Genomic DNA, 19,411 nt, shown 5'->3' on the forward strand with positions numbered 1-19,411 from the left:
CAAATGAGTCACTCTGTCATGCTCACCTCGCTGCTGTTGGCGCCGCTGGTTATTTCACTGCTCTGCTTCGCCTGCCGCTGGCTCGGCGACGGGCAACATCGGGCCGTCACCCTGCTGCATACCTCAGGCATCACGCTGCTGCTGGCGGTGTCGCTGCTAACGGTCGCCACCACGCTCGACGAGGGAGAGATATTCTCCCCTTTGCGCTGGCTGCATATTGATAGTCTGAGCGGCCTGTTTCTCGCCATCCTCGGCATTATCGGCTTTCTGACCGGCCTGTACTCCATCGGCTATATGCGTCATGAAGTGGAACACGGCGAGATTTCGCCAGCCACGCTCTGCCACTACTACGGCTTTTTTCACCTGTTCCTGTTTACCATGCTGCTGGTCGTCACCAGCAATAACCTGATCGTGATGTGGGCGGCCATTGAGGCGACCACCCTGAGTTCAGCGTTTCTGGTGGGCATTTACGGCCAGCGTTCATCGCTGGAGGCGGCGTGGAAATACATCATTATTTGTACCGTCGGCGTCGCCTTTGGCCTGTTCGGTACCGTGCTGGTATATGCCAACGCCGTCAGCATCATGCCTGACCCGGAACAGTCGATTCTGTGGACGGAAGTGCTGAAACATGCCGCCAGCCTCGACCCCACGCTGATGCTGCTGGCCTTTGTCTTTATCCTGATCGGTTTTGGCACCAAAACCGGCCTCTTCCCGATGCACGCCTGGCTGCCGGATGCCCACAGCGAGGCGCCAAGCCCGGTCAGCGCCCTGCTGTCGGCGGTGCTGCTGAACTGCGCGCTGCTGGTGCTGATTCGCTACTACATCCTGATTAGCCACGCGGTCGACAGCGGCCTTCCCGCCAGGCTGCTGCTGATCTTCGGCCTGCTGTCGGTGGCGGTTGCCGCGCTGTTTATCCTCGTCCAGCAGGATATGAAGCGACTGCTGGCCTATTCCAGCGTGGAAAACATGGGGCTTATCGTGGTGGCGCTGGGGATCGGCGGGCCGCTCGGCGTGCTGGCGGCACTGCTGCACACCCTCAACCACAGCCTGGCGAAAACGCTGCTGTTCTGCGGCTCGGGTAACGTGCTGCTGAAGTATGGCACCCGCAACCTCGACGTGGTGTGCGGGATGCTGAGAATTATGCCGCTCAGCGCCGTCTTGCTGGCCGGCGGCGCGCTCGGGCTGGGCGGGATGCCGCCGTTCAACATTTTCCTCAGCGAATTTATGACCGTTACCGCCGGGCTGGCTCGCGGCCACGTGGCGCTGACCATTGTGCTGCTCCTGTTGCTGACGCTGGTGCTGGCCGGGCTGATTCGCATGATCGCCCGCCTGCTGTTTGCTCGCCCGCCCGAGGCGGTGAGCCGGGGCGAATTAGGCTGGCAGACCACCGCGCCAATGGTGCTGCTGCTTTTCATGATGCTGCTCATGGGCACCTGCATCCCACAGCCGGTTGCTCGCATGCTGGAGAACGCCTCGGCCATCGTCCTGTCGGGGTCGGCAGACAAACCCATTTCTCTTAGCCACTGGCAATCCCTTTTTCCCGCAACTACCGCATCTGCATCGGAGAGTAAAAGTGATCTATCTGGACAGCGTTAATGACTCGGCGCCGCGAGGCGAGGCTTACCTTGCAGCAGTCAAGCAGCAGTTTCCCGGCGCGGTGCTGGAGACGGCGCGACAGACCCACAGCCAGCTGACCATCACGGTAAAAACCCACCTGCTGCCAGAGGTCGTCCACTTTCTCTACTATCAGCACGACGGCTGGCTGCCGGTGCTGTTCGGCAACGATGAGCGTGAGCTGAACGGTCACTATGCGGTCTATTACGCCCTGTCGATGGAGGGGGAAGAGAAGTGCTGGGTGGTAGTGAAAGCGCTGGTGGACGCGACCAGCCGCGAGTTTCCCTCGGTCACGCCGCGCGTTCCCGCCGCCGTCTGGGGCGAGCGCGAGATCCGCGATATGTACGGGCTGATCCCGGTCGGCTTGCCGGACCAACGCCGTCTGGTGCTGCCGGACGACTGGCCGGAAGATATGCATCCGCTGCGGAAAGACGCCATGGACTACCGTCTGCGCCCGCAGACCACTGACGATGCGGAAAGCTATCCCTTTGTGAACGAGGGCGACCGCGACGCGCGTATTATTCCCATTGGCCCGCTGCACATAACCTCCGATGAACCAGGACACTTCCGTCTGTTCGTCGACGGCGAGCGGATTGTCGATGCCGACTATCGCCTGTTCTACGTCCATCGCGGCATGGAGAAGCTGGCGGAAACGCGCATGGGCTACAACGAAGTGACGTTTTTATCCGATCGCGTCTGCGGCATCTGCGGTTTCGCCCACAGCGTCGCTTACGCCAGTTCGGTGGAAAACGCGCTGGGGATTATCGTGCCGCCTCGGGCGCACGCTATCCGCTCAGTGCTGCTGGAGGTTGAACGCCTGCACAGCCATCTATTGAATCTTGGCCTCTCCTGCCACTTTGTCGGCTTTGATACCGGCTTTATGCAGTTTTTCCGCGTACGAGAAAAGTCGATGACCATGGCCGAACTGCTCACCGGCTCGCGTAAAACCTACGGCCTGAACCTGATTGGCGGCGTACGCCGGGATATTCTCAAAGAGCAGCGTCTGCAAACGCTGAAGCTGGTGCGGGAAATGCGTGCTGAAGTGTCCGATCTGGTCGAGATCCTGCTGGCGACGCCCAATATGGCGCAGCGTACCCAGGGCGTCGGTATCCTCGACCGCCAGATAGCGCGCGATTACAGCCCGGTCGGGCCGTTGATCCGCGGCAGTGGCTTCGCGCGGGATTTGCGCTTCGATCACCCTTACGCCAACTACGGCAACCTGCCGAAAACCCTGTTCAGCATGGACAGTGGCGATGTTTTTGCCCGCGTCATGGTCAGGGTAAAAGAGACCTTCGATTCGCTGATGATGCTGGAGTTTGCCCTCGACAACCTTCCCAATACGCCGCTATTAACCGAAGGATTCAGCTATCGACCGCACGCCTTTGCCCTCGGCTACGTTGAGGCGCCGCGCGGCGAAGACGTGCACTGGAGCATGCTTGGCGATAACCAGAAGCTCTTCCGCTGGCGCTGCCGTGCCGCCACTTACGCCAACTGGCCGGTACTGCGTTACATGCTGCGCGGCAACACGGTCTCCGACGCACCGCTGATTATCGGCAGCCTCGACCCCTGCTACTCCTGCACCGATCGCGTCACGCTGGTCGATGTGCACAAGCGCAGGCAGACAACCGTGCCGTACAAAGATCTTGAGCGCTACGGGCGGGAACGTCGCCACTCACCGCTGAAGTAAGGACCGAATCGATGCTGAAATTACTCAAAACCATCGTAGGCGCCGGCGAAGCAACGGTGAAATATCCCTTTGCCCCGCTGGAGGTGTGCCCCGGCTTTCGCGGGAAACCAGAGCTGAATGCGCAGCAGTGTATCGCCTGCGCCGCCTGCGTCACCGCCTGCCCGGCCAATGCACTGACGATGGAAACCGACACCCAAAGCGATACCCGCACCTGGCAGCTGTATCTGGGACGCTGCATTTACTGCGGACGCTGCGAGGAAGTCTGCCCGACGCACGCCATCCGACTGTCGGAAAACTTCGAACTCACGGTGCTGCGTAAAGACGATCTCTACACCCGCGCACGCTTTACGCTACAGCGCTGTCGCGTATGCCAACGGCCTTTCACGGTGGAAAAATCCATCGCGCTGGCGGTTGCGCTGCTGGTACAGCAGCAAAAAGATGCCGCCAACCTGTCGCTGCTGCGTCAGCAGGCGGCGGTTTGCCCCCAGTGCAAGCAACGTGCGGCCCTCGCCGGCTGCGATGGGCTCACACTCTCCTTTTCGAATAAGGAGCAACGATGAATACGCCACCGGTTGTACACCCGCATCATACCAGCCAGCCCCTGATTATTGACGAGCAGACGCAGGCGATGAAGCGCCTGCTGCTCAAGGATATCCGTCGCTCCGCCTACGTTTACCGGGTGGACTGCGGCGGCTGCAACGGCTGTGAAATTGAGATTTTTTCCGCCATTACACCGCTGTTCGACGCTGAACGCTTCGGGATTAAGGTCGTCGCCTCTCCGCGTCATGCGGATATCCTGCTGTTCACCGGCGCCGTGACCCGTGCGATGCGGATGCCGGCATTACGCGCCTATCATGCTGCGCCCGATCGCAAAATCTGTATTTCCTACGGCGCGTGCGGGATCAGCGGCGGTATCTTTCACGATCTCTACTGCGTGTGGGGCGGCAGCGACACCATCGTACCCATAGATGTCTGGATCCCCGGCTGCCCGCCAACGCCGGCGGCCACTATCCACGGTTTCGCCGTCGCGCTGGGGCTGTTGCAGCAGAAGATCCACGCCGAGGAGTGCGTTAACGCGGCTGAACCCGCGCAGCTACGCCAGCCGTCGATAGCCAGCGCCCTGCGCATTGCCATCGAACGTGAAGCCCGGCGGCTGGCGGGCTATCGTCAGGGAACGGAAATCTGCAACGGACTGTTTAATACGCTACGCGAAGATCCCTCCGGCGAGCTGGTCGACATCTGGCTGCAGCAGGCTGACGATCCGCGCTTAAATGATATCGTCCATCAGCTTTTACGCATTCTGGAGGCCCAGCGTGGTTGAAGAAAATGGCGAAATCGTCTTCTGGACGCTACGGCAAAAGTTTATCGACAGCAGCACCACGCTACCGGAGCAGCATTGTCAGGTGATGTACTACTCGCTGGCGATCGGCCATCACGTCGGCATCATTGACTGCCTGCGGGTGGCACTACGCTGCCCGCTGGTCGAATACCGCAAATGGGCGCAGCAGCTGGCAGACGAACAGGCACAGCGCAAAATGCTGGGCGTATTGACGTTCGGTGAAATCATTATCGACGCCAGCCACCTCTCGCTGCTGCGGCACGCGCTGGCCCCGCTGGCTGACGATACCTCGTCCGCGCAGCAGGCATTCAGCAAAGACATGCTTTCACTGCTCGACGACATTGCCCATGAGCCCGCTATTTATCTGCTGGCCAGACATATTGCCTGACACGAGGCCATAGACGTGAAACAGATAACAATATAGTTAGCATGGTTATTATAAGCTCATTTTTTAGCCGCGACGCGCCCCTTGCGCCACACGCTACCAGTAAAAAGGATTGCGGATGACTCAGTTCGACGAGGCTAATATCGCCCCGCTTCCGGGTATGTCATTAAAAGAATCAGTGAATACGGTACTACAACATCTCCGCCAGCAGAGCGACAAAGCCTCGCTGCTGCGGGCGTTTATTCCTTTGCCCCCGCCGTTCAATCGGGTTCAGCTTATCGAGCTGCATTTTATTGATAGCGGCTTTTATTACCGCTGCTTTGATGATGGCAGCGTGGCCTGCAGCAGCCACGGCTGGCAGGGAGAGTGTAGCGACAGCTCGATTCATATGATTTTACTCAGCAACGCGCTGATGGCGGAGCTGCGCTTTATTCGCAGCGACGGCGGCCGGTATACGCCGCAGGATACACAACTCTTTTCATGGCTGGCGCGGCTGGCAAGGCCGGTGCTGGAAAATTTTCTGCAGCAGGAGATACTGCGCGCCAGCCTGCAAACGCTGGCCCAGGAGCGCGACCACCACCAGATTCTGGTCGATATCACCAACTCGGTGCTCTCACATCTGGAGATGGAGGAGCTGGTGAGCGATGTGGCGCGAGAGATTCACCACTATTTTGGCATCAGCGCCATCGGGATCATTCTGCGTGACAACGGCAGGCCCGGAAAGCACAGCGTTCACTATACCGAGTTCTGCGAAGAGGGGCCGAGAAGCCAGCACTATATTTTGCAGGAGATGAGCCCGGTCCTCACTCAGGCAATGACGCAGAACCAACCGCAGCTGTATCAGCAGGATGACAGCAAGTGCTGGCAAAACGACCCGTTACTTTACGAAGCGGCTCACCGCGGCCTGAGCAACATTCTGGTGCTGCCACTCACCTTCGGCAACCACACGCCGGGCGTGCTGCTGCTCGCCCATGCCTCGACGACGCCGTTTGAACGCGAAAATGGCGCGTTGCTACAGCAGATTGCCGATCGCATCGCTATCGCAGTCGATAACGCCGATGCCTGGAGCAGCATGACCGCGCTGAAAGAGAGCCTCAAGCAAGAGAACAGCCAGCTGAGCGCGCAGCTGCTGTCGAGCATGGGCGTAGGCGATATTATTTACCAGAGCCAGGCGATGCACGACCTGTTGCAGCAGGTCGATATCGTCGCGCAAAGCGACAGTACGGTGCTGATTTGCGGCGAAACCGGGACGGGAAAAGAGATTATCGCCAGAGCGGTACATCAGCTCAGCAACCGTCACGATAAACCGCTGATCAAAATCAACTGCGCGGCAATTCCCGCCAGCCTGCTGGAGAGCGAGCTTTTCGGCTACGATAAAGGGGCGTTTACCGGCGCCATCAACACCCACAAGGGGCGGTTTGAAATCGCCGACGGCGGGACGCTGTTTCTGGATGAAATCGGCGATTTGCCGCTGGAGCTACAGCCTAAGCTACTGCGGGTGCTGCAGGAACGAGAGATTGAGCGGTTGGGCGGCAGCCGCACCATCAACGTTAACGTCAGAGTGATTGCCGCCACCAACCGCGACCTCCGCCAGATGGTCGATAACCGCGAGTTCCGCGACGACCTCTTCTATCGTCTGAACGTCTTTCCTCTTGAGCTTCCGCCGCTGCGCGAGCGCCCGGAAGATATTCCGCTGCTGGCAAAATATTTTACCCGCAAGCTCGCCCTGCGCATGAACCGCACCATCGACAATATTTCGCCACAGACGCTCGAACAGCTGGTCTCCTATGACTGGCCCGGCAACGTGCGGGAGCTGGAGAACGTGATTGAGCGCGCCGTCTTACTGACGCGCGACACCACCCTGAACCTGCACCTGACTCAGCAATCAACGCGTCTGTTGCCAACGTTTAAGAACGTCGAACCGCCCGCGGTCAACCCGGTACAGCAAATGCTGCATCCCGGGCCGCCGGAAAACGACGACGAAGAGCGACGCGTTATTGTGCAGGCGCTACGGGAAAGCAACGGCATTGTCGCCGGGCCGCGAGGAGCGGCGAACAGGCTGGGGATGAAGCGCACCACGCTGCTCTCGCGCATGCAGCGTTTAGGTATCTCACCACGCGATGTCTTATAGACAGGCAGGAAGCCCACCATGAAAAGTCGCCGTCATGACCTCCCGCACTCGCTACTGACCGTCGCCAGCCGCGCCGGAATGGCACGGGTGGAACAGAGCCCAGCGCAGCGCTTTGTGCTGGCCGCCAGCGCCGGTATTTTTATCGCCATCGCCGCCGCGTTCTACGTTTCCCTCAGCCAGCAGCCCAACACGCTGGTCAGCGTACTGGCCAGCGGCCTGTGCTTCACGCTGAGTTTGATTCCGGTCGTACTGGGCGGCGCTGAACTGTTTCCATCCATGCTCGCCACGACCGCCGCAGCCGCGGGTGGCTATATTAGCCCACGCGAAGCGCTCTGCAGCGGCCTGATTGTCTGCGCCGGAAATACGGGAGGCGTACTCTTTTTGGCCGCGCTCATGTGGTTTTCCGGTCTGTGCACGGGCGGCGACGGCCGCTGGGGGTTGCGGGTACTGCAAATATCGGCGCATCATCCGGGCGACACGTTTATCACCAACCTTGGGCTCGGGATGGTCGGCAATTTACTCTTATGCTTTGCCGTGGCAATCAGCCACGCTTTCCATTCGTTGACGGATAAAATTCTCGCGATGCTGCTGCCGCTGAGCCTGTTTTCCGCCAGCGGCGCGGCACACGGTATGGTTAGCCTGTTTCTGCTACCGCTGGCCATCGCCGTTCAGTCTTCTGCTCCCGCCCGTTTCGGGTTGCTGAGCGGCAGCGATAACGCGCTCAGCGCAGGCTATTTACTGGCCGGGAATCTCTTCCCGCTGGTGTTGGGTAATCTGATCGGCGGCGGGTTGCTGCTGCTGGCGCTGGTTCGCCTGCAGCGGCATCATGCGTAACCGTATCAGCGCTGCTCGTCGGCTTTGTTGTTACTCAGACCGTCGGCGTCGTCATCCGCCACCAGCCCATCCGGCCAGGCGTGCACGACCGCTTTAATCAACGTGGCCAGCGGAATGGCGAAAAACACACCCCAGAATCCCCACAGGCCGCCAAAAATCACCACCGAGAGAATGATCACCAGCGGATGCAGGTTCACCGCCTCAGAGAACAGCACCGGCACCAGCAGATTACCGTCCAGCCCCTGAATAATCAGGTAGACCGCAAACAGGCTCCAGAACTCGGTGCCGAGGCCAAACTGGAACAGCGCCACGCAGACCACCGGAATGGTCACCACAAATGCGCCGATATACGGAATCAGTACCGACACGCCTACCAGCACCGCCAGCAGCAGCGAGTAATTAAGGCCAAACATCAGGAACCCGAGCCACGTGGCGACGCCGACGACGATCATCTCCAGCACCTTGCCGCGAATGTAGTTGGTGATCTGCTGGTTCATCTCTTTCCACACCTGCCCCGCCAGCCCGCGGTTGCGCGGCAGCACGCGACGCACAGCGTTGAGCATCTGCTCTTTGTCTTTGACCAGGAAGAAGACCATCAGCGGCACCAGCACCAGATAGACCGCCAGCGTCAGCAGCCCCACCAGTGAGGCAACCGAGTATTTCACCACCGAGTCGCCCATGGTCAGCATGCGGGTGCGCATGTTTTCGGCCATGGCGTCGATAATCCCGGCATCCATCAATGCCGGATAGCGACGCGGCAGGGTGGCGGCAAAATCAGAGAGTTTGTTGAGCATGCCTGGCATATCGCGAATGAGGTATATCCCCTGCTGCCAGGCAATCGGCATCACCACGAAGGACATCAGCAGCAGGATGCCGACAAACAGCACCAGCACCACGCTGGTCGCCCAGGTGCGCGACCAGCCCAGGCGCTCCAGACGAACCGTCGGCCATTCCAGCAGGTAAGCCAGCACTAGTGCAACCAGCAGCGGCGCCAGCAGGCCACTGAAGAAAAACAGAATGCAAAACCCGGCCACCAGGATGACCAGCAGCGCGATGGCCTCCGGGTCGCTGAACCGGCGGCGGTACCATTGCATCAACATCTCGAGCATAAATCTATTCCCTGAAGCCTATCGCGTTCATACAGAACATGAATTGTATCTAAGTGTCACAAAAAAGACTCCGCTTTTTATTTTTATCCCTGCAATCTGGTGATTATCGTTTTCAACCCGTGATCAGATAGATACACTGCCAAAGTAGCCCATAATGGAACGTAACATTATGCTGTTGGTCAAAACAGGCACATCCCACATTACAGGACAGAGGTTATGTTCAGGCAGTTGAAAAAAACGCTGTTGGCATCCCTTATTGCGACGCTCGCTTTCGGCCAGATTGCCCCCGCCTTCGCGGACACAACGGATAATCTGCCGGATATGGGTACATCCGCAGGAAGCACGCTCTCCATTGGTCAGGAGATGCAGATGGGGGATTACTATGTTCGACAACTGCGCGGAAGCGCGCCGCTGATTAACGATCCGCTGCTGGTGCAGTACATTAACTCACTGGGTATGCGGCTGGTCTCGCACGCTTTTTCCGTGCGCACCCCGTTCCATTTTTATCTGATCAATAACGACGACATTAACGCCTTCGCCTTCTTCGGCGGCAATGTGGTGCTGCACTCGGCGCTGTTCCGCTACTCAGATAACGAAAGCCAACTGGCGTCGGTCATGGCGCACGAAATCTCCCACGTCACCCAACGCCACCTGGCGCGCGCGATGGAAGATCAAAAACGCAATGCTCCGCTGACGTGGGTCGGCGCACTCGGTTCTATTCTGTTGGCGATGGCCAGCCCGCAGGCCGGGATGGCGGCGCTGAGCGGTACCTTAGCCGGCACCCAACAGGGCATGATCAGCTTTACCCGCCAGAACGAAGAAGAAGCTGACCGCATCGGTATTCAGGTACTTCAGCGCGCCGGCTTCGACCCGCAGGCCATGCCTGCATTTATGGAGAAGCTGCTCGATCAGTCACGCTACTCCTCACGTCCGCCGGAAATGCTGTTAACCCACCCCTTACCCGAGAGCCGTCTGTCCGATGCGCGTAACCGCGCCAACCAGATGCGTCCGGTGGTGGTGCAGTCTTCCGCCGACTTCTACTTTGCTAAAGCGCGTACGCTTGGCATGTACAACAACGGGCAAAACCAGCTCGGCAGCGACCTGCTCGACAGCTGGTCGAAAGGCAACGTGCGCGAACAGCACGCCGCCCAGTACGGCCGCGCGCTGCTGGCCATGGAAGCCAAAAATTACGCCGAAGCCAGCAAGCTGCTCCAGCCGCTGCTGAGCGCCGACGGCCAAAACGCCTGGTTCCTGGATCTGGCCACCGATATCGACCTTGGCCAGAACAAAACCAACGAGGCAATTAGCCGGCTAAAAAATGCCCGCGAACTGCGCACTAACCCGGTCCTCCAGCTTAACCTGGCTAACGCCCTGTTAGAAGGCGGGCAAGCTGGCGAAGCGGCCACCATTCTTAACCGCTACACCTTTAATAACAAAGATGATACCAACGGCTGGGATCTGCTGGCCCAGGCGGAAGCGAAGCTCGGCAACCGCGACCAGGAGCTGGCCGCACGCGCCGAAAATATGGCGCTGGTCGGTCGGCTCGACCAGGCAATTTCCCTGTTGAGCGCCGCCAGCGCGCAGGTGAAATTACGCAGCCTGCAGCAGGCGCGCTACGATGCGCGCATCGACCAGCTGCGAGAGCTGCAGGAACGCTTCCGCCCTTATCAGAAAATGTAACAGGAGAGACAATGACGGATTCGGTCACGATTTACCACAACCCGCGCTGCTCAAAGAGCCGCGAGACCTTGAGCCTGCTGAAAGATAACGGCATTGATCCTAACGTCGTGCTTTACCTCGACACGCCGCCAGACGCCGCAACCCTGGCTAAGCTGATTAAGATGCTTGGCCTCAGCAGCGCCCGCGAGCTGATGCGGCAGAAAGAAGATCTCTATAAAACGCTGAACCTCGCCGATAGCCAGCTTAGCGAAGAGCAGCTTATCCAGGCGATGGTTGAGAACCCGAAGCTGATTGAGCGCCCTATCGTCGTCAAAAACGGCCAGGCGCGCATTGGCCGCCCGCCGGAGCAGGTGCTGGAGATTGTGGGCTAATTCGCCTTAAGGCCGCAGCGCTTCCAGAAAAGCCTGCGGCGTCATATTCCCCAGCTTTTTCTGTTGTTTCCCGCCGTTAAATAACCCACACAGCCTGCACGCCAGCTCATCCGGCGTGTAGATGCTTGCCGCTGGAATAATCTCTGCCAGTGGTGAGGTTACCGTGACCGCCTGCCGTTTTTCGCCCGAGGGCATGACGCTGGCGTTTATTCCTCGCTCAGCCAGATGCTGGCGCAGCGTGGCGATATATGCATCATTCAGCCACTCGTCACTTTTAATCTCAACAGATTGGATATCACCCGGGAACTGCGCCAGCACCTCATCCAGCCAGTGAATCACCAGTGGCGACGACATCCCCGAATAGATCCGCGCCGTGCACCAACCGCTCACCGGCTCCTGCGCCCACAGCAGGTGATGATCGCCATCATCATCCATATGCAGCGACAACGCGCGGTAGTGCAGCGTTAGCGTCTGCGGCCGCATTCCCGCCTTGAGCGCCTTCTTACCCTGTAGCGCCTGTTCAGCCGTTTTCGAATAAGATGGCGCCAGATAACGACTAAGCGTCGCCCGTGATAGCGGAATGCCTAAACCTTCCACCACGATAAACAGCAGATCGTCCAACGGCGCGCTAAGAATTTCACGCAGGGCGTTAATCAATACAATCTGCTCTTGTCTCATCGCTTTGTGCACAACCTTTGGCGTCGTACTTCGATCTGCCGTCTGCTCGCGATTACGCCAACGGCGAACCGTCGTCACGGAAATACCTAGCTCAACTGCCAGTTCACGGTCACTTTTATTCGATTCCTGGAGATATTTGCGGATACGAGGCGTCGTCGTCGCATTAGCGTGCAGCTTAATTTCCATGGCATTCCTTAAAAAATAAGTAACCAATCACATGAGATTTATATGGGTTAAGTCGATGCATTGTGACCCGATTCACCTTTCTGCCTCCACCTTTCTCCGATAATCCCCTCGTCGTTTTCTATTACATAACACACACAATGTCCGTTAATCTTATACGGAGTTCACAATGAACAATGTTCTGGGATTTTTAGAAGAGAAATTGATGCCGATTGCGGCGAAAACCGCACAGCAACGTCATCTCGGCGCCATCCGCGGCGCATATGTTTCCTTTATGCCGTTCATTATCGTCGGCTCTATCCTGCTGGTTATCTCGTCGTTCCCGAATCAGAGCTATCAGCAGTTTATGTCCAGCACTTTTGGCGCCAGCTGGAGCGCCATTATCGAGATTCCGTTTAACGCGGTCTTCTCCACCATGTCGCTGTTTATTAGCTTCCTCGTTGCCTACCGTCTGGCGGAGCACTACGGCGATGACAAAATCTCCAGCGGCATCCTCGCGCTGGTGTGCTTCCTGATCCTGACACCGTTTATTAAGGTCGCCGAGAACGGCGGCATTACCGTGATGCCGGTAGAATGGATTGGCACCAAAGGGCTGTTCGTCGCCATGATTGGCTCGCTGCTATGGACAGAGCTGTTCTGCTGGCTGAAGCGCAAAAAACTGGTGATCAAAATGCCCGAAGGGGTACCGCCCGCGGTACAGGAATCATTTGCCGCGCTGATCCCCGCGCTGGTGGTGATGATTCTGGTGCTGGCTATCCGCATCGGCTTTGAAAACACCCACTACAACACCATTCACCAATTTATTTACGACGTCGTCGCCACCCCGGTTCGTCATTTCGGCACCTCCTACTTTGGCGCGCTGATGACGGTATTCAGCATCACGATTCTGTGGTCGGTGGGGATTAACTCCGGCTCCATGGTCAACGGCATCATCCGTCCGCTGTGGATGGAAAACCAGACCGACAACATCGCCGCCATTCAGGCAGGCGTCACGCCGCCGCATATTATTACCGAACAGTTCTTCGACATGATCTGGATGGGTGGCGCCGGAGCCACGCTGTCGCTGGTCATCGCAATGCTGATTTTCGCCCGCAGTAAAAACATGCGCGAAGTGGCGCGTCTGGGCGCGGGGGCTTCCATCTTTAATATCAATGAACCGGTGCTGTTTGGCCTGCCGGTGATCATGAACCCAATCATGCTGATTCCGTTCAACCTGGTACCGCTGGTGCTGGTGACCATCCAGTATCTGGCGATGAAAATCGGTGCGGTTGCGGTCACTACCGGGGTGTTTATCCCGTGGACGCTGCCGCCGGTCATCAGCGGATTTATCGTCACCGGGCATATTTCCGGCAGCGTGATGCAAATTATTAACCTGCTGATTGGCGCGATGCTGTACCTGCCGTTTATGCGCATCGTCGACAAGCAGTACCGCAATGCGGAAATCAGTGCCGTTGAGGAATCCGGCACGCTAGCAAAACAGGAGTAGCAAAGGATGTGGGGAATTATTGCAACCTGGCGCATGGCGCTGGAAGGCGTAGGCGAGTCAGCTTCTGCGCTGGCGGCTGGAAGCGCAGCAACAACGTCCGTCGTGGATGCCGTGGTCGCGGTAGAGGATTTTCCGTTCTATAAATCGGTGGGCTATGGCGGCCTGCCCACCGAGAACGGCGAGGTTGAGCTGGACGCGGCCTGGATGGATGGCGACACCCTGGCCTTTGGTGCCGTAGGCAATCTGGTCGACATCGCCAACCCGGTTAAAGTCGCCCAAGCCCTGGGCCGCCAGCGCTATAACTCGCTGCTGGTCGGCCAGGGGGCGCGAGAATGGGCGCTGAGCCAGGGTTTCGCCGAGAAAAAGATGCTCACCGAACGCGCGATGCAACACTACCGCAAGCGCTGTCGCGAAACGCTGGATAAAGGGTTAAGCCCCTACGATGGTCACGACACCGTCGGCGTGATTGCTCTCGATAAAAAAGGGTCAATGAGCGTCGCCACCTCGACCAGCGGCCTGTTTATGAAAAAACGCGGGCGGATTGGCGACTCGCCAATTATCGGCTCTGGCTTCTACTGCGACAGTCAGATTGGCGCGGCTACCGCCACCGGCGTGGGCGAAGATCTCATGAAAGGCTGCACCAGCTATGAAATCGTCCGCCGTATGGAACAGGGAATGACGCCGCAGCAGGCGGCTGATTCCGTGGTTTACGAACTGGAAGATAAGCTGATGTCGCGCTTTGGCCGCGCGGGGGATCTCTCCGTGGTCTGTATGAACCGCAAAGGCGAGTTCGGTGCCGCGACCAACATCAAAACCTTCTCTTTCGTGGTCGCGACCGCTACCCAGCCGCTCACGGTGTTCCGCGCCGAACGCGTCAAAGAGAAAACCCATTATCAGCCGGTGGGCGACGCCTGGATGCAGGCCTATGCCGATCGCATTCGCGCGCCCATTGAGGAGTAAACGATGATTCACTACCGCTTAGTCACGGCGCTGCCCAGCGAACAGGAACAGTGTCATCTTATCACCAGACCCGATAGCCCCTTGCTCCAGCAGGATGCGCTACGTAATAACCCGCTGATTGCCGAGATGACGGCGCGCGCCGCTCAGGGAAAACTGGCGGATACCTGTTTCGGTTGCGGGCCGTTCGCCCGTATCACGCTGGTGCCGCAAAGCGCCTGGCAGGACAATCTGACCGATTCACTGCTCACTTTTCTGCGCCCGCTGTTTGCTTCACCGATGTGCCGCGAGGTACTGCTGGATTGTACGCAAATTCACGACACGGTACTGGCGAAAACCCTGCGCTTCCTGTTTAACCAGCAGCACCGGCTGACGGATCTCGGGCTGAAAACCACGGCGCAAAACGATACGCGTCTGACCCATATTCATGCCTACTGCTCAGATAACGAACTGGCGCGCCTTGAGCCGCTGTTTAAGCAACAGCAGGCCATCGCCAACGGGATGGTTGCCGCCCGCCGCCTGGCGGATATTCCCTCCGAGCAATGCACACCGCAGTTTGTGGTGGAAGAAGCGCAGCGCCTGTGCGCGGCCTTCCCTGCGCTGCGCTGTGAGGTTTTGGATGAGCAAGCGATTATCGAGCAAGGTCTGGGTCTACTGCACGCGGTAGGCAAAGGGGCCAGTCGTCCGCCGCGCCTGCTGGCGATTCACTATGAGGGAGCGAGTCATGGCCCGGTACGCAGCTACGTCGGCAAAGGCATCACCTTCGACACCGGCGGTCTGTGGCTGAAAGACGGCGCGGGCATGTATACGATGAAATACGACATGTGCGGCGCAGCCAACGTCCTGGGCTTGATGCTAAGCATCGCCGAGCTGGCGTTACCGGTGCGGGTTATGGGCGTGCTGGCGCTGGCGGAAAACGCTATCGGCCCGGACGCCATGCAGCCGGGTAGCGTGGCGCACGCCTGCAACGGCATGACGGTGGAGATCAACAACACCGATGCCGAAGGCCGTCTGGTGCTCTCGGACGCCATTGCCTGGACCAGCCAGCGCCATGCACAAACGCGTTATATCATCGACTTAGCCACCCTTACCGGCGCAGTAGTCAAAGCGCTGGGCTATGAGCTGAGCGGGCTGATGACCCAGGATAAGGCACTGCGCTCAGCGTTAACCCTGGCCGGTGAACAGAGCGGTGATGAAGTGTGGTCGCTGCCGCTCGATGCGCGGTTGAAAAAGCAAACCGAGAGCGCGATTGCCGATCTGTGCAACACGCCGACCAACAACGCGGCGATCAGCGCTTCTGCCGCCTGGCTGCTGCATCATTTCTGTCCTGCGGATATTCCGTGGGCACATCTTGACGTCAGCGGGACGGCGCTGTGGCGTGAAGGCGGCAAAAGCATGGCATCGGGCAGGCCAATTCCGCTGCTGATGCAGCATTTGCTTAACGATTTGTCCCTCAACAGTTAATCCCCCGCCCGGCCGAGCATCGCGACGCCGGGCATTTCCTTCTGATAAGCTCAGCTTAACTATCAGCTTTCTCTCCGAGCCGCACTGACATAGCGCCTACCGCTGATAACGTTTGTCATGAACGTTCAGTTTTTATATATAACACCATGTTTTTAAAAACTATTTAAACTGAGGTGACAGTTCAACTCACATCGGCAATTCTGCGTTTACACAACGAAAAAACCTGATGATAAGGAGCAAAATGAACTGGAATATTCAGAAATTCATTGTCTGCCCTGATACCGGGACCATGTATAGTCTGGCCGTCAGCGCCAAAAACCTACAGATGATTCTCTGGTGTAAAGGTGACTACTTTTTACGTCAGGGTTCGGTGATGGACAGCACGCCGTTTGGCATGGTTGTGAACGGGAAAGTCAGGAAAATTCAGGTGCTGCACGCGTTCCCGTATAGCCTTTCGCTGTGGGATTATTTCAAACAACGCACGCTTTGCCCCGGCAATGAAATGCCGGAGCTCCGGCGCTGTCCGCGTCAGACGGTATGCGCTTTCCAGCTTTGCCCTTACGGCGCGCAGGAAACCTAGAGTTTCAGAATTTCTTTTACAAACGGGATGGTCAGCTTACGCTGGGCGGTGATGGAGGCATGATCGAGCTGATCCAAGGTCTGGAATAACGTTCGCATCTCCCTGTCCAGGCGCTTGAGCATAAAGCGGCAGACATCGTCCGGCATTTCAAAACCGCGCAGACGGGCACGCAGCTGCAAGGCCTGGAGCTTGTCTTCGTCCGAGAGCGGCTGCAGCTTGTAGATTTGCCCCCAATCCAGGCGCGAAGCGAGATCCGGCAGGCCCAAATTCAGCTGGCGCGGCGGACGATCGCCGGTGATCAGCAGGCGCGTATTGCCGGATTCCAGAATGCGGTTATACAGGTTGAAGATCGCCATCTCCCACGGTTCGTCTCCCGCCACGCACTCGATATTATCGATACAGACCAGCGAGAGCTGCTCCATTCCTTCCAGCACCTCCGGTACAAACCAGGTGCGTTTATCCAGCGGAACATAGCCAACCGCGTCGCCGCGCTGAGAGAGTTCGGCACAAGCCGCGTGCAGCAAATGGCTGCGCCCGGCGCCTTCGCGCGCCCAGATATAGATGTATCCGCTATGTTCCTGCCGCAGCACATTTTGCAGTGCGGCAAGTAAAGAAGGGTTATCGCCCGGGAAGAAACTCGCAAAGGTTTCGTCGTCGGGAAGATAAAGTGGCAAAGAGAGCTGTGCCGGTGCGTTCAGAGGAGACCTCAACATGGGCTTACGAAAAAACGTGAAGAGTTTACCACAGAAATAACGGATGAGAGAACCGGGCGGCGATCCCGCCCGGTTTGCGGATCACGACTTCGCTTCGTCGCTGTCCGCGGCGTCCAGCACCACTTCTTCCGGGCGCAGTACGCTGATAAGTTTAAAGACCAGGCTCAGGCAGATACCGACGATCGTCGCCAGCGCCATACCTTTCAGCTCGGCCGCGCCGATGTGTACTTTCGCGCCGCTGACGCCAATGATCAGAATCACGGAGGTGAGGATCAGGTTCTGTGCTTTGCTGTAATCCACTTTCGATTCGATCAGCACGCGGATACCGGATGCGCCGATCACCCCGTACAGCAGCAGAGACACGCCACCCATCACCGGCAGCGGGATAATCTGAATGGCCGCCGCCAGCTTGCCGACGCAGGAGAGCAGAATCGCAATAATCGCCGCGCCGCCGATAACCCAGGTGCTGTACACGCGGGTAATCGCCATCACGCCAATGTTTTCACCGTAAGTGGTGTTCGGGGTAGAACCGAAGAAACCAGAAATCACCGTCGACAGACCGTTAGCAAACATTGAGCGATGCAGGCCCGGGTCGCGAATCAGGTCTTTTTTAACGATGTTCGCCGTCACCACCAGGTGACCGACGTGCTCGGCAATCACCACCAGCGCCGCCGGTAAAATAGTGAAGATAGCGAACCACTCGAAGCGCGGGGTATAGAAGGTTGGCAGCGCGAACCAGTGCGCCTGCGCAATCGGCGTGGTATCCACTACGCCCATCACGAAGGACAGCGCATAACCGACCAGCACGCCGATCAGAATCGGGATAATCGCCAGGAAGCCGCGGAACAGCACGGAGCCGAATACGGTCACGCCGAGCGTCACCAGGGAAATAATAATGGTTTTGGTATCCGCTGACTGGCCATCCGGCGGCAGCAGGCCTGCCATGTTGGCCGCTACGCCCGCCAGCTCAAGACCGATGACGGCAACGATTGCGCCCATCGCCGCCGGCGGGAACATCACGTCCAGCCAGCCGGTACCCGCTTTCTTCACAATGAAAGAGACCAGGCAGAACAACACACCGCACATAATAAAGCCGCCCAACGCCACTTCATAACCTAGCGGCAGCAGCAGCAGCACCGGAGAAATAAAGGCAAAGCTCGACCCGAGGTAGGCCGGGATTTTCCCTTTACAGATAAAGAGGTACAGCAGCGTGCCGATGCCGTTGAACAGCAGCACGGTGGCTGGGTTAATGTGGAACAGCACGGGCACCAGCACGGTTGCGCCAAACATGGCGAATAAATGCTGCAAACTAAGCGGGATGGTCTGTAAAAGCGGTGGTCTCTCACTTACCCCAATTGCGCGGCGCGTCATTGTGTTTTCCTCTGTGTTATTAGTCTGGGTTTTTTATTCAAAAAAAAGCCGACTATCAAAGTCGGCTCTTTTTATTTTTTCGTTTACTTGGTACCAAAAATCTTATCGCCGGCATCGCCGAGGCCCGGGATGATGTATCCCTGCTCATTCAGCCCCTGGTCGATCGATGCGGTGTACAGCTCGATGTCCGGATGCGCTTTCTCCAGCGCCGCGATACCTTCCGGCGCAGCAACCAGCACCAGCACCTTGATGCTGGAGCAGCCCGCTTTTTTCAGCAGGTCGATAGTGGCGATAACGGAGCCGCCGGTCGCGAGCATCGGGTCAACGATCAGCGCCATACGCTCATCAATGTTGGAAACCAGCTTCTGGAAGTACGGTACCGGCTCCAGCGTCTCTTCGTCACGGTACATACCCACCACGCTGATACGCGCGCTTGGGACGTTTTCCAGTACGCCATCCATCATCCCCAAACCTGCACGCAGGATTGGCACAACGGTAATTTTCTTACCTTTGATCTGGTCGATTTCTACCGGGCCGTTCCAGCCTTCGATAGTCACTTTTTCCGTTTCCAGACCGGCAGTGGCTTCATAAGTCAGCAGGCTACCGACTTCGGAGGCGAGTTCACGGAAGCGTTTGGTGCTAATGTCGTTCTCACGCATCAGGCCCAGCTTGTGTTTGACGAGTGGGTGTTTAACTTCCACAATCTTCATTCTCTTTCTCCTTTAGATGGGGCAGCCACAAAAAAAATCGCGGGATTATACCGCTTTTTTTCGGCTGCGCCATACCTATGATGATTGACCAGGATCAAGCAAAACGGCGAATGGCGCAT

The 19,411-nt window shown here is 57.9% G+C and carries 18 protein-coding genes; 13 read left to right on the forward strand and 5 right to left on the reverse strand.

Translation table 11 applies throughout. From position 1 onward, the window contains the following. Positions 1-3 precede the first annotated feature (3 nt). The 7 genes from K7B04_RS23045 (at position 4) to K7B04_RS23075 (ending at position 7,990) form a co-directional block, all read left to right on the forward strand. The gene (locus K7B04_RS23045; RefSeq protein WP_163446584.1) at positions 4-1,596 is read left to right on the forward strand and encodes a hydrogenase 4 subunit F; all 1,593 of its coding nucleotides are present in this window, start codon (positions 4-6) and stop codon (positions 1,594-1,596) included. After that, complete coding sequence (locus K7B04_RS23050) at positions 1,583-3,301, forward strand: hydrogenase large subunit (protein WP_163446600.1); 1,719 nt, start codon at positions 1,583-1,585, stop codon at positions 3,299-3,301. The genes K7B04_RS23045 and K7B04_RS23050 overlap by 14 nt, the downstream gene beginning before the upstream one ends. 11 nt (positions 3,302-3,312) lie before the next feature. Next, a complete protein-coding gene (hyfH, locus tag K7B04_RS23055; RefSeq protein WP_163446583.1) occupies positions 3,313-3,861 on the forward strand; it encodes a hydrogenase 4 subunit H in 549 nt (182 codons plus the stop codon). Beyond that, positions 3,858-4,622, forward strand: a complete 765-nt coding sequence (locus K7B04_RS23060) for an NADH-quinone oxidoreductase subunit B family protein (protein ID WP_163446582.1) — start codon at positions 3,858-3,860, stop codon at positions 4,620-4,622. Before hyfH ends, K7B04_RS23060 begins: the two co-directional genes overlap by 4 nt. Next, a complete protein-coding gene (locus K7B04_RS23065) occupies positions 4,615-5,028 on the forward strand; it encodes a formate hydrogenlyase maturation HycH family protein (RefSeq protein ID WP_223803104.1) in 414 nt (137 codons plus the stop codon). The genes K7B04_RS23060 and K7B04_RS23065 overlap by 8 nt, the downstream gene beginning before the upstream one ends. Before the next feature lie 115 nt (positions 5,029-5,143). After that, positions 5,144-7,156, forward strand: coding sequence for a sigma-54-dependent Fis family transcriptional regulator (locus tag K7B04_RS23070; protein WP_223803105.1), 2,013 nt, complete (start codon positions 5,144-5,146; stop codon positions 7,154-7,156). 18 nt (positions 7,157-7,174) lie between these two features. Further along, positions 7,175-7,990, forward strand: a complete 816-nt coding sequence (locus tag K7B04_RS23075; protein ID WP_223803106.1) for a formate/nitrite transporter family protein — start codon at positions 7,175-7,177, stop codon at positions 7,988-7,990. Between the two features lie 5 nt (positions 7,991-7,995). Here K7B04_RS23075 and K7B04_RS23080 read toward each other — a convergent pair whose 3' ends face one another. Beyond that, a complete protein-coding gene (locus tag K7B04_RS23080) occupies positions 7,996-9,099 on the reverse strand; it encodes an AI-2E family transporter (RefSeq protein WP_223803107.1) in 1,104 nt (367 codons plus the stop codon). 216 nt (positions 9,100-9,315) lie between these two features. On the opposite strand from K7B04_RS23080, the gene bepA reads away from it, so the two are divergent. After that, positions 9,316-10,779: a beta-barrel assembly-enhancing protease gene (bepA, locus tag K7B04_RS23085; protein ID WP_163446577.1), complete on the forward strand. Its 1,464-nt coding sequence runs from the start codon at positions 9,316-9,318 to the stop codon at positions 10,777-10,779. An 11-nt stretch (positions 10,780-10,790) separates the two neighbouring features. Continuing rightward, positions 10,791-11,150: an arsenate reductase (glutaredoxin) gene (arsC, locus tag K7B04_RS23090; RefSeq protein WP_163446576.1), complete on the forward strand. Its 360-nt coding sequence runs from the start codon at positions 10,791-10,793 to the stop codon at positions 11,148-11,150. Between the two features lie 6 nt (positions 11,151-11,156). Here the strand turns inward: arsC and K7B04_RS23095 are convergent, their stop codons facing one another. Then, positions 11,157-12,014: a helix-turn-helix transcriptional regulator gene (locus K7B04_RS23095; RefSeq protein ID WP_223803108.1), complete on the reverse strand. Its 858-nt coding sequence runs from the start codon at positions 12,012-12,014 to the stop codon at positions 11,157-11,159. Positions 12,015-12,180: 166 nt separating this feature from the next. Here K7B04_RS23095 and celB point away from each other — a divergent pair, with 166 nt between their 5' ends. The 4 genes from celB to K7B04_RS23115 all read left to right on the forward strand — a co-directional run bounded on the left by celB (position 12,181) and on the right by K7B04_RS23115 (position 16,498). Next, on the forward strand, positions 12,181-13,497 hold the full coding sequence (gene celB, locus K7B04_RS23100) for a PTS cellobiose transporter subunit IIC (RefSeq protein ID WP_163446574.1): 1,317 nt from the start codon (positions 12,181-12,183) through the stop codon (positions 13,495-13,497). A gap of 6 nt (positions 13,498-13,503) precedes the next feature. Continuing rightward, positions 13,504-14,457, forward strand: a complete 954-nt coding sequence (locus K7B04_RS23105) for a N(4)-(beta-N-acetylglucosaminyl)-L-asparaginase (protein WP_223803109.1) — start codon at positions 13,504-13,506, stop codon at positions 14,455-14,457. A 3-nt stretch (positions 14,458-14,460) separates the two neighbouring features. Then, positions 14,461-15,918 carry a leucyl aminopeptidase family protein gene (locus tag K7B04_RS23110; protein ID WP_223803110.1) on the forward strand — a complete coding sequence of 486 codons (1,458 nt, stop codon included), beginning with the start codon at positions 14,461-14,463 and terminating at the stop codon, positions 15,916-15,918. A gap of 241 nt (positions 15,919-16,159) precedes the next feature. Next, a complete protein-coding gene (locus K7B04_RS23115; protein WP_065355895.1) occupies positions 16,160-16,498 on the forward strand; it encodes an anti-adapter protein iraM in 339 nt (112 codons plus the stop codon). Here K7B04_RS23115 and K7B04_RS23120 read toward each other — a convergent pair. The 3 genes from K7B04_RS23120 to upp all read right to left on the reverse strand — a co-directional run bounded on the left by K7B04_RS23120 (position 16,495) and on the right by upp (position 19,292). Further along, a complete protein-coding gene (locus K7B04_RS23120; protein ID WP_074398749.1) occupies positions 16,495-17,196 on the reverse strand; it encodes a DnaA inactivator Hda in 702 nt (233 codons plus the stop codon). The two genes, K7B04_RS23115 and K7B04_RS23120, sit on opposite strands and share 4 nt — an antisense overlap. 96 nt (positions 17,197-17,292) lie before the next feature. After that, the gene (gene uraA, locus K7B04_RS23125; RefSeq protein ID WP_064543614.1) at positions 17,293-18,582 is read right to left on the reverse strand and encodes a uracil permease; all 1,290 of its coding nucleotides are present in this window, start codon (positions 18,580-18,582) and stop codon (positions 17,293-17,295) included. 83 nt (positions 18,583-18,665) lie between these two features. Beyond that, positions 18,666-19,292 (reverse strand): uracil phosphoribosyltransferase, encoded by a 627-nt coding sequence (gene upp / locus K7B04_RS23130; RefSeq protein ID WP_064543612.1) that lies wholly within the window; start codon positions 19,290-19,292, stop codon positions 18,666-18,668. Positions 19,293-19,411: the final 119 nt, after the last annotated feature.

It is taken from the genome of Kluyvera sp. CRP (genome assembly GCF_019930565.1).
Lineage (GTDB): Bacteria > Pseudomonadota > Gammaproteobacteria > Enterobacterales > Enterobacteriaceae > Kluyvera > Kluyvera georgiana_A.

What these genes read in the sequence shown, in the direction of transcription:
- K7B04_RS23045 (WP_163446584.1), top strand. Translation starts at nt 4, where the DNA reads ATGAGTCACTCTGTCATGCTCACCTCGCTGCTGTTGGCGCCGCTGGTT.
- hyfH (WP_163446583.1), top strand. Translation starts at nt 3,313, where the DNA reads ATGCTGAAATTACTCAAAACCATCGTAGGCGCCGGCGAAGCAACGGTG.
- K7B04_RS23060 (WP_163446582.1), top strand. Translation starts at nt 3,858, where the DNA reads ATGAATACGCCACCGGTTGTACACCCGCATCATACCAGCCAGCCCCTG.
- K7B04_RS23070 (WP_223803105.1), top strand. Translation starts at nt 5,144, where the DNA reads ATGACTCAGTTCGACGAGGCTAATATCGCCCCGCTTCCGGGTATGTCA.
- K7B04_RS23075 (WP_223803106.1), top strand. Translation starts at nt 7,175, where the DNA reads ATGAAAAGTCGCCGTCATGACCTCCCGCACTCGCTACTGACCGTCGCC.
- K7B04_RS23080 (WP_223803107.1), bottom strand. Translation starts at nt 9,099, where the DNA reads ATGCTCGAGATGTTGATGCAATGGTACCGCCGCCGGTTCAGCGACCCG.
- bepA (WP_163446577.1), top strand. Translation starts at nt 9,316, where the DNA reads ATGTTCAGGCAGTTGAAAAAAACGCTGTTGGCATCCCTTATTGCGACG.
- arsC (WP_163446576.1), top strand. Translation starts at nt 10,791, where the DNA reads ATGACGGATTCGGTCACGATTTACCACAACCCGCGCTGCTCAAAGAGC.
- K7B04_RS23095 (WP_223803108.1), bottom strand. Translation starts at nt 12,014, where the DNA reads ATGGAAATTAAGCTGCACGCTAATGCGACGACGACGCCTCGTATCCGC.
- celB (WP_163446574.1), top strand. Translation starts at nt 12,181, where the DNA reads ATGAACAATGTTCTGGGATTTTTAGAAGAGAAATTGATGCCGATTGCG.
- K7B04_RS23105 (WP_223803109.1), top strand. Translation starts at nt 13,504, where the DNA reads ATGTGGGGAATTATTGCAACCTGGCGCATGGCGCTGGAAGGCGTAGGC.
- K7B04_RS23110 (WP_223803110.1), top strand. Translation starts at nt 14,461, where the DNA reads ATGATTCACTACCGCTTAGTCACGGCGCTGCCCAGCGAACAGGAACAG.
- K7B04_RS23115 (WP_065355895.1), top strand. Translation starts at nt 16,160, where the DNA reads ATGAACTGGAATATTCAGAAATTCATTGTCTGCCCTGATACCGGGACC.
- uraA (WP_064543614.1), bottom strand. Translation starts at nt 18,582, where the DNA reads ATGACGCGCCGCGCAATTGGGGTAAGTGAGAGACCACCGCTTTTACAG.
- upp (WP_064543612.1), bottom strand. Translation starts at nt 19,292, where the DNA reads ATGAAGATTGTGGAAGTTAAACACCCACTCGTCAAACACAAGCTGGGC.